Consider the following 14,305-nt stretch of genomic DNA (forward strand, 5'->3'; position numbering starts at 1 on the left):
ACCCACATGCAGCACCGGCTACCCTCCGTCGCCGCGGCCGTGCTGCCGGTGGGCATCGCGGGCCGCACCGGGCCGGCACCCGCTTCCGCCCCCGCCCACGCCCACACCCCGGGAGTGATCCTCCGGGAGTTGATCCCCCCGCAGGCTCATCCCTCCGGGTCGCGGGCCCCGATCAGCCCGCCCAGAGACCGTCCGGGGTGAGGCCGAGGAGGTCGATCGCGTTGCCGCGGACGATCCGGTCGACGACGTCCGGGGCCAGGTGCCCCATCTGCGCCTCACCGACCTCCTTCGACTTGGGCCAGGTGGAGTCGGAGTGCGGGTAGTCCGTCTCGTACAGCACGTTGGCCACACCGATGGCGTCAAGGTTCCGCAGGCCGAACGCGTCGTCGAAGAAGCACCCGTAGACGTGCTCGGCGAACAGCTCGGACGGCGGCCGGAACACCTTGTCGGCCACTCCGCCCCAGGCCCGGTTCTCCTCCCAGACCACGTTCGCGCGCTCCAGGATGTACGGGATCCAGCCGATCTGGCCCTCCGCGTACATGATCTTCAGGTTCGGGAAGCGCTCGAACTTGCCGGACATCAGCCAGTCGACCATCGAGAAGCAGCAGTTGGCGAAGGTGATCGTGGATCCCACCGCCGGCGGCGCGTCCGCCGAGGTGGACGGCATCCTGCTGGACGAGCCGATGTGCATCGCGATGACGGTGCCGGTCTCGTCGCAGGCCCGCAGGAACGGGTCCCAGTCGTCGGTGTGGATGGAGGGCAGCCCCAGGTGCGGCGGGATCTCCGAGAAGCAGACGGCCCGCACCCCGCGCGCGGCGTTCCTGCGCACCTCTGCCGCGGCCAGTTCGGCGTCCCAGAGCGGGACGAGGGTGAGCGGTATGAGGCGCCCGTGCGCGTCGGGGCCGCACCACTCCTCCACCATCCAGTCGTTGTACGCCCGCACCCCGAGCAGCCCCAGCTCCCGGTCCTTGGCCTCGGTGAACGTCTGGCCGCAGAACCGCGGGAAGGTCGGGAAGCAGAGCGCGGACTGGACATGGTTGACGTCCATGTCGACCAGCCGCTCGGGAACGCTGAAGGACCCCGGGCGCATCTGCTCGTAGGTGATCACCTCAAGCTTGATCTCGTCCCGGGAGTAGCCGACGGCGGTGTCGAGGCGGGTCAGCGGACGGTGCAGATCCTCGTAGATCCACCAGTCGCCGATCGGCCCCTCGTCGCCCCGCTCCCCCATGACGGGGGCGAACTTGCCCCCCAGGAAGGTCATCTCCTTCAGGGGGGCGCGGACGACGCGCGGGCCGATGTCGCGGTACTTGGACGGGAGCCGGTCCCGCCAGACGTTGGGGGGCTCAACCGTGTGGTCGTCCACCGAGATGATCTTCGGGAAGGTCTCCATGGGCACAACGGTAGCGCTGATCTGACGATCCGTCAGCTACGGTGACGGCGTGACCCCGCGCGGCGCGTGCTTCCTACAGCGCCACGTGCGTCGGCAGCAGGATGCGCCACACCGCGTCCTCCATCCCGTGCACCGCCGCGATCCACCCGACGTTCTCCTCCTCCGTACCCAGCCGCACCGCCTGTGCCAGCTCCGCCACCACGTCCGCCAGGTCCCCGTGACCCATCGCCGGCTCCAGCCGCCCACCCGCGGGGCCGTCGTCCAGGTAGCGCTGGTAGCCCGGCGCGGTGCGCAGGACACCCACCGGGCGCCAGCTCTCCGCCAGCCGCCACACCGGCTCACCGCCGACGAGGTGGCCGTCCGCCTCCACCACCTGCGTACGGGCGCGGTCCACCGCCAGCGCGGTCCAGCCGTCGCCCGCCGTCAGCACCGCCGCCGGCGCGCAGCGCTCGACGCAGCGGCCCACCGCCGACGTCACGCCCGGCGCGGGCAGCACGAGCGGGATCGCCGTCATCCCCGCGTAGAGGCAGCCGAAGAACGCCCCCGCGAGATCGGCTCCTTCCGGGTAGGCCAGCAGCACCCGGCTGCCGGGCGGCAGCAGTTGCCCGAGGTGGGCGGCAACCGCCCGTGCCCGGCGGTCCAGCTCCCAGTACGTGCACCCGGCGGTCCCCGCCGAGGTGCCGTCGGGGAACGGCAGCGCCGGCACCGACTGGGGCGCCCACGCGGCCCTCCGCCGCAACCACGGCCCGGGCAGCCGGTCGACGGCCGTCAGGCCGCCGGTTCCGATCCGGGGGCGAGATCCGGACTTTGATCCGTGGCCGGAATTCGTCCCCGAGCCCGATCCCGGTCCTGAACCGCCTCCCGAACCGGATCCGGACCCGGAACCTGATCCGGATCCGTTTCTCGTCACCGCCACCGGTACGCATTGTGAACACATGACTGACCTCTCACCTCCCTCACACCGGACAACACACCGGCACCACCGAAATGCACACAGCACAATCCGCGGTCAGACACAGACGGAACCTCAAATTCAGCACAACTTTCCCCGTAACGCCGGGTCGGGTGCTAGCACGGGGTGACCCCGGCCCTCCGACACGGCAAACTGGCACGGGACGGCGGGCTGAGCGACTGGCCCCACCCGTCATGCGGACACTGTTCCGGTACGCGATGAACGATAGATATACGCGCGTCGCGCCGATTGACACCGCATCGGCCGGCACGCCTCAGGGGGCAGCATGGACAGCGCGACAGGGCCCGACCAGGGCCTGCGGTTCGCAGTTCTCGGTCCGGTACGGGCCTGGCGCGACGAGCAGCCGATCGTCACCGGCTCCCCGCAGCAGCGGGCGCTGCTGGCCGCGCTGCTGCTGCGCGGTGGCCGGACCGCGACAGCGTCCGAACTCCTCGACGCCCTGTGGGGCGAGACGGCGCCCACCACCGCGCTGGCCGCGCTGCGTTCGTACGCGTTCCGGCTGCGCAAGGCGCTCGGCGCCGACGCGCTCATCACCGAATCCGGTGGCTACGCCCTGCACGTGGCGCCGGACGGGCTGGACTTCGCCGCCGCGGAGCGCCTCGCCGCCGAGGCCGAGAAGGCCCGCGGCGCGGGCGACCCGGCGCGCGCCCGCGACCTGTTCGCCACGGCGCTGGGCATGTGGGACGGCGAGCCGCTGGCCGGGCTCCCCGGCCCGTACGCGGAGGCCCAGCGCAACCGGCTGGAGGAGTGGCGGCTGACCGTCACCGAGACCCGCCTGGAGCTGGACCTGGAGCTGGCCGCGCACGCCGAGGCCGTCTCCGAACTGACCGCGCTCTCCGCCGAGCACCCGCTGCGCGAGCGGCTGCGCTGCCTGCTGATGCTCGCGCTCTACCGCAGCGGACGGCAGGCCGAGGCGCTCGGCGTCTACGCCGACACCAGGCGGCTGCTCGCCGACGAGCTGGGCGTCGACCCCTGCGCCGAGCTCAGCGAGCTGCACCAGCGGATCCTGGAGGCGGACCCCGGCCTGGCCGCCCCGGCCGGTCCCGGCGGGCACGTCGCCGAGATCGTCCGGCCCGCCCAACTCCCCGCTTCGGTTTCCGACTTCACCGGCCGTGCCGCCTTCGTCCGGGAGCTCGGCGCCCAGCTCACCGAGGCCGAGCAGAACGTCATGGCCGTCTCCGCGCTGGCCGGCATCGGCGGCGTCGGCAAGACCACCCTCGCCGTCCATGTCGCCCACGCCGCCCGCGACGCCTTCCCCGACGGCCAGCTCTACGTCGACCTGCAGGGCACCGACGCCAGGCCCGCCGAACCCGAGGCCGTCCTCGGCTCGTTCCTGCGGGCGCTGGGCCATTCCGACAGCGCGATCCCCGACTCGCTCGCCGACCGCGCCGCGCTCTACCGCTCCACCCTGGACGGCCGCCGGGTGCTGGCGCTGCTCGACAACGCCCACGACGCCGCCCAGGTCCGGCCACTGCTACCCGGCACGCCCGGCTGCGCCGCGCTGATCACCAGCCGGGTCCGGATGGTCGACCTCGCGGGCGCCCACCTCGTCGACCTGGACGTGATGAGCCCGGAGGAGGCGCTGCACCTCTTCACCAAGATCGTCGGCGAGGAACGCGTCACCAGCGAGCGCCAGTCCGCCCTCGACGTCGTCGCCGCCTGCGGCTTCCTGCCCCTCGCCATCCGCATCTCCGCCTCCCGGCTGGCCGCCCGCCGCACCTGGACCGTCGCCGTGCTGGCCCGCAAGCTCGCCGACCAGCGCCGCCGCCTGGACGAGCTGCGCGCCGGCGACCTGGCCGTCAAGGCGACCTTCGAACTCGGCTACACCCAGCTCGAACCGCTCCAGGCCCGCGCCTTCCGCCTGTTGTCGCTCGCCGACGGCCCGGACATCTCGCTGGACGCGGCCGCCGCCGTCCTGGACATGGACCCGTACTCGACCGAGGAGCTACTCGAAGCGCTCGTCGACATCAGCCTCATCGAGTCCGCCGCCCCGGCCCGCTACCGCTTCCACGACCTGCTGCGCCTGTACGCCCGCGAGTGCGCCGACCGCGACGAGACCGACGAGGCCCGCTGCCTGGCCCTGTCCCGGCTGCTCGACTTCTACCTCTCCTCCGCCGCGTGCGCCTACGAGCTGGAGAACCCCGGCGACCGCGTCCTGGACCACCTCGCCCCGACCGAGCGGTCCGGCCTGGCCTTCGGTAGCCGCGAAGAAGCCCTGGAATGGCTGTTCTCCGAGGCCCAGGGCCTGCTCGCCGCCGTCCAGCAGGCCGCGGGCGGCGGCTGCGAGGGCCCGATGCGCCGCGCGGTCGACCTGTTGTGGGCCGCGCAGGACCTCATGGAGTCGGGCATCTACGCGCGCCAGTACGAGCAGAGCGTGCAGGCGCTGGTCCGGACGGCCGGCGAATGCGCCGAGCACCTGGTCGAGGGCAGGGCCCGCGTCCTGCTCGGCCAACTCCACCGCCTGTCGGGTCAGTTCGTGACCGCCGACATGGAGGCGCAGCGCTCCTTCGTGGTGGGCGTCGCCGCCGGGGACCCGCTGACCCGCAGCTACGCCCTCAACCTGCGCGGCGGAATCGCCCTGCAGGGCCACCGCTTCCACGAGTGCGCCGAATACCACAGCAACGCGCTGGAGGCGTTCCGCGAGGACGGCAACCGGCACGGCGAGGCCGCCGCGCTCAGCAACCTCTCCCGGGCCCAGCTGGAGCTGGGCGACGCGGACGCCGCGATCTCCGCGACCGAGCAGGTCGTCGCGATCTACCGCGGCCTGGGCGCCGGCTTCCGACTCGGCAACGGCCTGTACGCCATGGGCATCGCCCTCACCGCGACCGAGCGCCTCGACGAGGCGACCGCCTGCCTGACCGAGGCCCTGGGCATCTTCCGCGAGGCGCGGCAGCGCTTCTGGGAGGGCATGACGCTCTTCCGACTCGCCAAGGTCCACCTGGCGGGCGGCCAGTGGCGCCAGTCCGCGTCCCACGCCGAGCAGGCGCTCGTCATTCTGCGCGAGGTGGGCGGCGAATGGCGCACGGCCAACGCCCTGACCGTCCTGGGCCGGGCCCTCGCCGGCTTCGGCCAGAGCATCCGCGCCCGCGCCTGCTGGCACGACGCCCTCGGCATCTTCACCGCCCTCGATTCCCCCGAGGCGGACGAGGTCCGCAGCCTCATCGACGACAGGCCGGCTTCCGCCGTCGCCATATAATCGCAGGTCACCGCGAGCAACGTGCTCGTATATCTGTTGATTATCGCGGGATGCCAGGATTCCATTCAGCGCACGAGCCACCCGCCCGGTGGCGCACGGGGGTCGCCACCGGGCGGGTTCACCACCGGAACCACAAAACCTGGGGAGTCCATATGACCACCGAGATCCCGAAGCCAAAGAACGACGGCCCCATCGTCAAGCCGGACAACTGGCACAACGACAGCACGACGGAGCCGATCCCGGACGTCCTCCTCGGCGGCGACGGTGGCACCGAGACCAAGCCGGACAACTGGCACAACGACTCCGAGCCCGCCAACTGACCGGCCGAGCCGCTCGGTAAGCACGGGGGAGCACGGGGGAGCACGGGGGAAAGACGTTCAGGGGCTCGGGGGAGCCCAGGAGCGAACGGGCTCGGGGGAGCCCATGGTCCCGGGGGGGACCACACGGGGGAAGGCTCAGGGGTTCGGGGGAACCCAGGAGCGAACGGGCTCGGGGGAGCCCATGGTCCGGGGGGGACCACACGGGGGAAAGCTCAGGGGTTCGGGGGAACCCAGGAGCGCACGGGGCTCGGGGGAGCCCAACCGCAGAACGGGTCCGGGGGGACCCCAGCAGAACGGGTCCGGGGGGACCCGGCACGAATCCAGGGTCCGGGGGGACTCAGCGGGAGGAACGGGACCGCACGCAGGGGGAACACGAGAGACCGACCATGGCGTGGAGGGGGCGCCGTGGCCGGTCTCTCTTTCGTGGGGTAGCGCGGGTGAGCAATCGCTCGACCTCGGCGACCACGCCGGGCGGCAGCCCCTGGGCAACGTACGTTTCGCCCGGTTCCCAACTCCAGGACCAGCCGTTCACAGGCCGGCTTCCGTCTCCGCCGCCTCGCGGATGGACCGGATCTCAGCAATCGCCTCAGTCGGATCTTCCTCTCCCTCGTCCACGATTCGTTCCAGCGCGTGAAGGCGGGCAGCACGTTCCGGATGGCGCTCGATGGCGACGAACACGGCCCACGAATGGACGAAGGCTCGCAACGGCGCAAGACTGCCGGTGGCCTGCGCGTTCGTAGTAGCCGCGAAGAGGTGCTGAACCAGTGCGGGGATCCTACTGGGTGCGATCTTGGCAACCGCAGCCCGAAGGCGTCGGGCGTTAGCTCCGGCATTGCGATCAGCGGCCCGTACGGGCCGACGGGCCGACGGGCCGACGGGCCGACGGGCTGCTCGGTCATCGCATACGTCCGGTAGGAGCGGTTTCCACGATCCACGCTACCGATACGGACGCATACGAGTAGGTACCGCGTCCGATGACCGCCGGCTCGGACCGCGTGGAGCGGGCAGGGTGGTTCGCATGGTGAACACTTTCGAGGGTCTCGTCGAACGGTTCGTCCTGGCCGGGGCCGGGTTCGAGCGGGTGCTGCGGGACGTGCGGCCCGAGCAGTGGGCGTGGCCCACCCCGTGCACGGGGTGGGACGTGCACCTCCTGACCAACCACATGACGCGGGGCAACCTCAGCTATATGCGGCTGCTGCACGGCGGCACCGCCGCCGACTTCCTGCGGCTCCGGGACGCCGACGCACTCGGCACCGACCCGATAGACGCGTACACCCGGTCCGTCCAGGAATGCGCCGCCGCCTTCTCCCGGCCGTGCGCGCTGCGGCAAGTCCTCGACTACCCGCTGGGCCGGGTGACCGGAGCGCAGGCCCTCGCGGTGCGGACCACGGACAGCACCATCCACACCTGGGACCTCGCCCGGGCCACCGGCGCCGACGAGACCCTGGACCCCGGCCTGGTCGCCTGGATCGACGACCACCTGGAGGAGATCTACGCCGGCCTGCCCGAGACCCCCACCGCCCCGGACACGACCCACCGCTTCTTCGCGGCCCCGGACACCACCCCCGCCCCCGATGCCTCCCGCCGGAACCGCCTGCTGCACCGCATGGGCCGAACCCCGGCCCGCCAGGCCTGAGCCGCTACCGCGTCCGGATCTCACACCACACCCCCTTCCCGCCCACCCCGCCGAACCCCACTGGCCCACCCGGCTCCGTTCCCCACCGATCGGCCAAGGCGTCGACGAGGACGAGCCCCCGCCCGTGCTCGGCGGACGCACGGACGCCGCGACGCGGCACCGGCGCAGCCGGGGAGGCGTCGTACACGTGCATCCGGACGCAGACGGTCCGGACGTCGAGCCACAGCAAGGATCCGCCGCACGGCGCGTGCAACAGCGAGTTGGTGACCAGCTCGCTCACACAGAGCCGCGCCACATCGAGGACGTGTGCGAGATCCAGCGACCACAGCACGCTCGCGACGAAATCGCGGGCGATCTTCGGTGACGTGTCCAGCGGTGGGCTGAACATCGTGTAGGAGTGGGGGCCGCTGCGGCCGCTCGGCGGCCACACGGGCGCGCACGTGATGGTGCCCATGGGTGATCTCCCTGGGTAGCGTTGAGGGTTGATAAACCGCGCCCCAGCGGGACGGTGGCAACGCCCTCTGCGATCGGCCGTTCACAGAAGGTGCACTTCCGCCTTGCGGGCAGCGCAAAATGGTGGCGTGGGCGGCAGGCGCCGCCCGCACTCTGTGTGAGAGAAACAACACTCACCGTAGGGCGAAAGGCTAAGGCATCGCAACCTTAAGGCTGGAAATTGCCGCGAACGAGAAGGGCCGTGCCATGCTGACGCGGCAGATTCGATCAACTCCGGGCGCAGGGAGGGCTCATGCCGACGAAGAACAACCCCACGGCACGCCAACAGCGACTCGGCGCTGAGCTGCGCAAGCTCCGCGAGCAAGCCGGTATGACGGCCCGCGAAGCGGGAGCGATGCTGGCCGTGAACCCCATCCAGATCAGCCAGATCGAATCGGGGAGCTCGGGCATCAGCGAAGAGCGGCTCCGCCGCCTCGCAGGCTTCTACGAGTGCGACGATCCAGCGCTGGTCGATGCACTGGTGGGGATGGCCGGCGAACGCGGGAAGGGCTGGTGGGACGACTACCGGGGCGTACTCCCTCCCGGATTCCAGGACCTGGCCGAACTCGATTACCGGGCCTCGTTCCTGCGAACTCTCGACATCGTGCACGTCCCCGGGATGATGCAGACCGAGGACTACGCCAGGGCCGTCTTCACATACGTCAAACCAGATCTCCCGAGCCAAGACATCGATGCCCGGGTGGAGCATCGGTTGCGGAGGCGGCTGCTCTTCGACAAGGACCAGCCGCCGGAGTTCACCGCGATCATCCATGAGGCCGCGCTACGCATCATGGTTGGCACTCGCAAGACCGCTCATGAGCAGCTGAACCACCTCCTCAGCCTCTCGGAACGGCAGCGAGTGACCGTGCACGTCATCCCCTTCAGCGCGGAGGGCTTTGCCGGCGCGGGCTATTCGATGCTGTACGCCGGCGGCCGGGTGCCACAACTGGACACCGTGGTCCTCGATGGCGCGCACCACAGCATGTTCCTGGATACAGAGTCCCAACTCCGGAAGCACCGGGCGGTCCTCGCCAAGGTCGAAGCCTCAGCGCTCCATCCGGAGGAGTCCCGCGAGTTGATCCATCGCATCGCGCAAGACCTTTGAAAGGCAGGGACGTGCCCCCCATCACCCACTGGCAGAAGTCGTCGTTCTCGGCAGGGGGTGACGGCAACAACTGCGTCGAGCTGGCGAAGATAGGCCGAACCGTCCGTCTCCGGGAAAGCGACGCCCCCGGCGTCGTCCTCACCACCACACCCGCGCTGCTCGCATCCTTCGTTGACGACGTCAAGGCCGGGCGATACGACCACTTCGCGGGCTGAGGTCAGAGCGGTGCGGAGGGTGCGTCTGCGGCGCTGCGCGCCTTGACCGCGCGGAGGGGGCGGCCCCGGCGCTGCGCGCCTGCCAGTGGGAGCGGCCCGCTGCGCGGCCCGGCAAGGCGGAGGGAATCCGGTCCGCTGCGCTCCCCGGGACGGGCGGCCGGGCCCGGTGGTACAGCGCCTGCCGTATGCGGTTCTTCGCCGCTTGCGGCCGGCTCATGTGCCCAGAGCTTCCCCCAGCGGACTTTTAACCGTCCTTAGTGATCCACATCCCCCGAAAACCCACCTCACCAGTCCCACCGGATAACACCCGCCACAACTACCCCACCTTCCGGCAAGAAGAGCAGACCGAGCACCACCCCGCCCCGAAGCACCCCACCCGCGCAGCACCCCCCGGCAACAACCCACCCCCACCCTGGGAAGCGCAGCGGACCGCGATCCCTCCACCCACCCGGGCCGCGCAGCGGACCGCCCCCACTGGCAGGCGCACCGCGCCGGGCGCCTCCCCTCCGCGCGGTCAAGGCGCGCAGCGCCGCAGAAAAACCCTGCGCACCGCCCGGACCCAGCCACCGACCACCCGCACACCCCCACCCGGGCCGCGCAGCGGACCGCCCCCACTGGCAGGCGCACCGCGCCGGGCGCCTCCCCTCCGCGCGGTCAAGGCGCGCAGCGCCGCAGAAGAACCCTGCGCACTGCTCTGACCCAGCCACCGACCATCCGCACACACCCAGCCGGGCCGCGCAGCGGACCGCCCCCACTGCCGGGGCCGCCCCCCTCCGCGCGGCCAAGGCGCGCAGCGCCGCAGACGCACCCTCCCCACTGCTCTGACCCCACCCTCCACACTGCTCTGACCCCCGCCCCCGACCCCCGCCGCTACCGCCCCGACGCCCCCCGTAGCTCCGCCTTCACCACCTTGCCGCTCGCGTTCCTCGGGAGTTCGTGCAGGAAGTGAACCTCCCTCGGGACCTTGTAGTTGGCCATTTCGCGGCGGGACCAGGCGATCAGGTCGTCGGCGGCGAGGGTGGAGTCGGGGCGGCGGATGATGTAGGCCTTGCCCACTTCGCCGAGGCGGGGGTCCGGGATGCCGATGACGGCGGCGTCGGTGACGTCGGGGTGCCGGCGCAGGGCCTGTTCTATCTCGGCGGGGTACGCGTTGAAGCCGCCGACGATGAACATGTCCTTGATGCGGTCGGTGATGCGCAGGTTCCCGTCGGCGTCCATGACGCCGACGTCGCCGGTGTGCAGCCAGCCGTCGGGGTCGATGGCGCGGTCCGTCTCGTCGGGGTCCTCGAAGTAGCCGCGCATGACGTGGTAACCGCGGACCAGGACCTCGCCCGGTTCGCCGGGGCCCGCGGACAGGACGCGCACCTCGGTGTCCGGGATGGCGCGGCCCGAGGTGGAGGCGATGACTTCCGCCGGGTCGCCCCGGCGGCACATCGTGACCGTGCCGCCGGCCTCGGTGAGGCCGTACGCCGTCAGGACGGTGGCGATCTTCAGCTCGGAGCGCAGCCGTTCGACGAGTTCGAGGGGGACGACGGCGGCGCCGGTGACGACGAGGCGCAGCGCGCTCAGGTCGTGTTTGGCGCGGGCCGGGTGGTCGAGGATGGACTGGTGGAGGGTGGGCGGGCCGGGGAGGACGCTGATGCGTTCGGCGGCGATGTTGGCGAGCGCGGTGTCGACGTCGAAGACCGACTGCGGCACCATGGTGGCGCCGCGCATGAGGCAGGCGATGATGCCCGCCTTGTAGCCGAACGTGTGGAAGAACGGGTTGACGATCAGGTAGCGGTCGCCCTCGGTCAGTCCTGCCAGCTCGCTCCAGACGCCGTAGACGCGCAGCGTCTGGGCGTGGGTGATGACGGCGCCCTTGGGGTGGCCCGTGGTGCCCGAGGTGAACGTGATGTCCGAAGGGTCGTCGGGGCGCAGCGAGTCCGCCCGGCGGCGTACCGCCTCGCGGGAGACCGTCTCGCCGGCCGCCAGGAAGTCCCGCCACGTCCGGTACCCCTCGGGAGCGGTGTCGGAGAGCACGACGACATCGCGCAGGTGCGGCAGTTCCGCGTCGGCGCGGCGCAGCGAGGCGACGTAGGACGTGCCGAGGAAGGTGCCGGTGATGAAGAGCAGTCTGGCGCGGGTGCGCCGCAGGACGTAGGCCGCCTCGGCGCCCTTGAAGCGCGTGTTGAGCGGGACGAGGACGCCGCCCGCGGACACGGCGCCGAGTGCCGCGACGATCCAGTCGAGCGTGTTGGGCGCCCAGACGGCGACCCGGTCGCCCGCCTCGACGCCGGCCGCGATCGTGGCGGCGGCGGCCCGTTCGACGCGTTCGCCCAGCTCCGCGTAGCTGACGCGGGTCCGGCCGTCGACGACGGCCTCGCGGTCCCCGTGCTGCCGTACCGCCGCCCGCACCAGCCCTGGGATGCTGCCCCAGTCCAGGTCACCGCGCATGATGCTCCCCTCCGTCACGGACCTGCGGCCAAGACCGCCCACTACCTGACTACCCGTCAGATTAGCGGTACCCTGACTGGCTGTCAGCAGTGGTGACCATGCCGGGAGGTGTCCGTGAGCGCTGCCCTGAAGGACGCGACAGCGATCGTGGGAATAGGCCAGACCCCGTTCGCCAAGAACCTTGTGGAGTCCGAACGCACCCTCGCCTGCCGCGCGATCATCGCCGCGCTCGACGACGCCGGCATCACGCCCGCCGAGGTCGACGGCTTCGCCTCCTACACGATGGAGGAGACCGACGAGGTCGAGGTGGCGAAGTCCATCGGCGCCGGGGACGTCACCTTCTTCTCCAAGGTCGGGTACGGCGGCGGCGGCTCCTGCGCGACCGTGGCGCACCTCGCGGCGGCCGTCGCCACCGGTCAGGCGACCGTCGGCGTGGCCTGGCGGTCGCGCAAGCGCGGCAGCGGCAAGCGCCCCTGGACCAACACCGCGGTCCAGCTCCCCACCCCCGGCCAGTGGACGCGCCCCTTCGGGCTGCTGCGCCCCGCCGACGAGATCGGGATGCTCGCCCGCCGCTACATGCACGAGTTCGGCGCGACGCGCGACCACCTGTTCAACGTCGCCCTCGCCTGCCGCAACCGCGCCAACCAGAACCCCGCCGCGATGATGTACGAGCGCCCGCTGACCCGCGAGATGTACATGACGTCCCGCTGGATCAGTGAACCGCTCTGCCTCTTCGACAACTGCCTGGAGACCGACGGCGCGCTGGCCTGCGTCATCGTCAGCGCCGAGCGCGCCCGCGACTGCCGCCGAAAGCCCGTCTACGTGCACTCCGCCGCCCAGGGGCTGCCCGCGCAGCACCACGGGATGGTCAACTACTGGAACGACGACCCGCTGACCGGCCCGTCCTGGGCCACCGCGCGCCATCTGTGGAAGAACTCCGACCTCACCCCCGAGGACGTCGACGTCGCCCAGATCTACGACGCGTTCACCCCGCTCATCCCGCTCTCCCTGGAGGGGTACGGCTTCTGTGGACGCGGCGAGGGCGCCGCGTACACCGAGGGCGGCGCCCTGGAGATCGGCGGCCGGCTGCCCATTAACACCGGCGGCGGGGGCCTCAGCGAGGCGTACGTCCACGGCTTCAACCTCATCAACGAGGGCGTCAAGCAACTGCGCGGCGACTCCACCGCCCAGGTCCCCGACGCCGCGACCTGCCTGGTCACGGCGGGCGAGGGCGTACCGACATCCGCGCTGCTGCTGAGAAGCTGAGATCCGAGGAGCTGACCGCCATGACCGCCACGCCCGTGAAGCCCGCACCGTCCGCACCGCCCGCCGACGACGGATTGCTGCTGCCCGTGGTCGACGACGACGGCGCACCCTTCTGGCAGTACGCCCGCCGCGGGGAGCTGCGCGTCCAGGCGTGCGCCGCCTGCGGCGTCCTGCGCTTCCCGCCCCGCCCCTGCTGCCCGCACTGCCAGTCCTTCGACAGCGAGTGGCGGCGGATGAGCGGCCGCGGCCGCATCTGGTCGTACGTCTTCCCGCACCCGCCCCTGCTGCCCGCCTATGCGGAACAGGCCCCGTACAACGCCGTCGTCGTGGAGCTGCTGGACGCCCCGCGGATCCGCCTCGTCGGCAACCTCGTCACGTCGGCCGACGCCGCACTCGACTCTGTCGACCCGTCGAGACTGCGCATCGGCGCCGGGGTGAAGGTCGTCTTCCACGCGATGGCGGACGGCGTCACCGTGCCGCGCTGGCTGCTGGAGCGGCCATGAGTGCCACGGGTGTCACCTGTACGTCGAAGGACGGAGTCGCCGTCGTCACCCTGGACCGCCCGCGGCGCCACAACGCGATCGACCTGGGCACCGTCGCCGAACTAACGTCCCTGTGGCGGGAGTTCCGGCTGAGCGACGACGTCCGCGCCATCGTCCTGACCGGCGCCGGCGACAAGGCGTTCTGCACCGGAATCGACCGTTCCGTCGACGTCCCGCAACCGCCGTCGCCGTACTCCATCGACGATCCGCTGCTGCGCCTCGGCCCGAAATCCAACGACCTGTGGAAGCCGGTCGTCGCGGCCGTCAACGGCATGGCCTGCGGAGGCGCCTTCTACCTCCTGGGCGAGGCCGAGTTCGTGATCGCCGCCGAGCACGCCACCTTCTTCGACCCGCACACGACGTACGGCATGGTCAGCGCCTACGAGTCCGTCCTCATGGCGCAGCGCATGCCCTACGGCGAGGTGATGCGGATGTCGCTGATGGGCACGGCGGAGCGGATGGGCGCGCGACGGGCGTATGAGACCGGCCTCGTGTCGGAGGTTGTCCCGGCGGACGAGCTGCTCGACGCGGCCGTGCGCGCCGCCGCCGTCATCGCCTCCTACCCGACGGAGGCGGTCCAGGGCACGGTCCGCGCCGTCTGGTCCGCCCGTGAGGCGGCCCGTGCGCACGCGCTGGCGCAGGCCCCGCACCTGATCGCGCTCGGGAACCTGCCGCCGGAACATCAGGCGGGGCTGTTCACGTCACGTCGCGGGGAGTTCAGGGTGCGTTGACCG

Annotated in this window: 12 protein-coding genes and 1 pseudogene; 8 read left to right on the top strand and 5 right to left on the bottom strand. The window is 71.5% G+C overall.

Annotated features, from left to right (window positions below; genetic code table 11):
- Window positions 1-172 precede the first annotated feature (172 nt).
- A complete protein-coding gene (locus M2266_RS14905; protein ID WP_277438638.1) occupies window positions 173-1,390 on the bottom strand; it encodes an amidohydrolase family protein in 1,218 nt (405 codons plus the stop codon).
- Between the two features lie 73 nt (window positions 1,391-1,463).
- A complete protein-coding gene (locus M2266_RS14910) occupies window positions 1,464-2,096 on the bottom strand; it encodes an AMP-binding protein (RefSeq protein WP_277438639.1) in 633 nt (210 codons plus the stop codon).
- A 532-nt stretch (window positions 2,097-2,628) separates the two neighbouring features.
- Here M2266_RS14910 and M2266_RS14915 point away from each other — a divergent pair.
- Complete coding sequence (locus M2266_RS14915) at window positions 2,629-5,559, top strand: BTAD domain-containing putative transcriptional regulator (protein ID WP_277438640.1); 2,931 nt, start codon at window positions 2,629-2,631, stop codon at window positions 5,557-5,559.
- Window positions 5,560-5,711: 152 nt separating this feature from the next.
- Entirely contained in the window at window positions 5,712-5,879 is a 168-nt protein-coding gene (locus M2266_RS14920) for a hypothetical protein (protein WP_277438641.1), read from the top strand.
- Between the two features lie 528 nt (window positions 5,880-6,407).
- On the opposite strand, the pseudogene M2266_RS14925 reads toward M2266_RS14920, so the two are convergent.
- Window positions 6,408-6,712: pseudogene (locus M2266_RS14925) on the bottom strand (DUF6247 family protein).
- A gap of 185 nt (window positions 6,713-6,897) precedes the next feature.
- Between M2266_RS14925 and M2266_RS14930 the strand changes: the two are divergent.
- The gene (locus tag M2266_RS14930) at window positions 6,898-7,515 is read left to right on the top strand and encodes a TIGR03086 family metal-binding protein (protein WP_277438642.1); all 618 of its coding nucleotides are present in this window, start codon (window positions 6,898-6,900) and stop codon (window positions 7,513-7,515) included.
- A 4-nt stretch (window positions 7,516-7,519) separates the two neighbouring features.
- Here M2266_RS14930 and M2266_RS14935 read toward each other — a convergent pair whose 3' ends face one another.
- Complete coding sequence (locus M2266_RS14935) at window positions 7,520-7,969, bottom strand: ATP-binding protein (protein WP_277438643.1); 450 nt, start codon at window positions 7,967-7,969, stop codon at window positions 7,520-7,522.
- Between the two features lie 291 nt (window positions 7,970-8,260).
- Here M2266_RS14935 and M2266_RS14940 point away from each other — a divergent pair, with 291 nt between their 5' ends.
- Window positions 8,261-9,112, top strand: a complete 852-nt coding sequence (locus tag M2266_RS14940; RefSeq protein WP_277438644.1) for a helix-turn-helix transcriptional regulator — start codon at window positions 8,261-8,263, stop codon at window positions 9,110-9,112.
- An 11-nt stretch (window positions 9,113-9,123) separates the two neighbouring features.
- Complete coding sequence (locus M2266_RS14945; protein ID WP_277438645.1) at window positions 9,124-9,327, top strand: DUF397 domain-containing protein; 204 nt, start codon at window positions 9,124-9,126, stop codon at window positions 9,325-9,327.
- 870 nt (window positions 9,328-10,197) lie between these two features.
- On the opposite strand, the gene M2266_RS14950 is transcribed toward M2266_RS14945, so the two are convergent.
- The gene (locus M2266_RS14950) at window positions 10,198-11,763 is read right to left on the bottom strand and encodes a FadD3 family acyl-CoA ligase (RefSeq protein WP_277438646.1); all 1,566 of its coding nucleotides are present in this window, start codon (window positions 11,761-11,763) and stop codon (window positions 10,198-10,200) included.
- 114 nt (window positions 11,764-11,877) lie between these two features.
- On the opposite strand from M2266_RS14950, the gene M2266_RS14955 reads away from it, so the two are divergent.
- The 3 genes from M2266_RS14955 to M2266_RS14965 are packed head-to-tail and all read left to right on the top strand — an operon-like array spanning window position 11,878 to window position 14,302.
- Window positions 11,878-13,029, top strand: a complete 1,152-nt coding sequence (locus tag M2266_RS14955) for a lipid-transfer protein (protein WP_277438647.1) — start codon at window positions 11,878-11,880, stop codon at window positions 13,027-13,029.
- 20 nt (window positions 13,030-13,049) lie between these two features.
- The gene (locus M2266_RS14960) at window positions 13,050-13,532 is read left to right on the top strand and encodes an OB-fold domain-containing protein (protein ID WP_277438648.1); all 483 of its coding nucleotides are present in this window, start codon (window positions 13,050-13,052) and stop codon (window positions 13,530-13,532) included.
- Window positions 13,529-14,302 carry an enoyl-CoA hydratase/isomerase family protein gene (locus M2266_RS14965; RefSeq protein WP_277438649.1) on the top strand — a complete coding sequence of 258 codons (774 nt, stop codon included), beginning with the start codon at window positions 13,529-13,531 and terminating at the stop codon, window positions 14,300-14,302. The genes M2266_RS14960 and M2266_RS14965 overlap by 4 nt, the downstream gene beginning before the upstream one ends.
- Window positions 14,303-14,305: the final 3 nt, after the last annotated feature.

The sequence above is a fragment of the Streptomyces sp. SPB162 genome, assembly GCF_029504575.1.
In the GTDB taxonomy this organism is placed as follows: domain Bacteria; phylum Actinomycetota; class Actinomycetes; order Streptomycetales; family Streptomycetaceae; genus Actinacidiphila.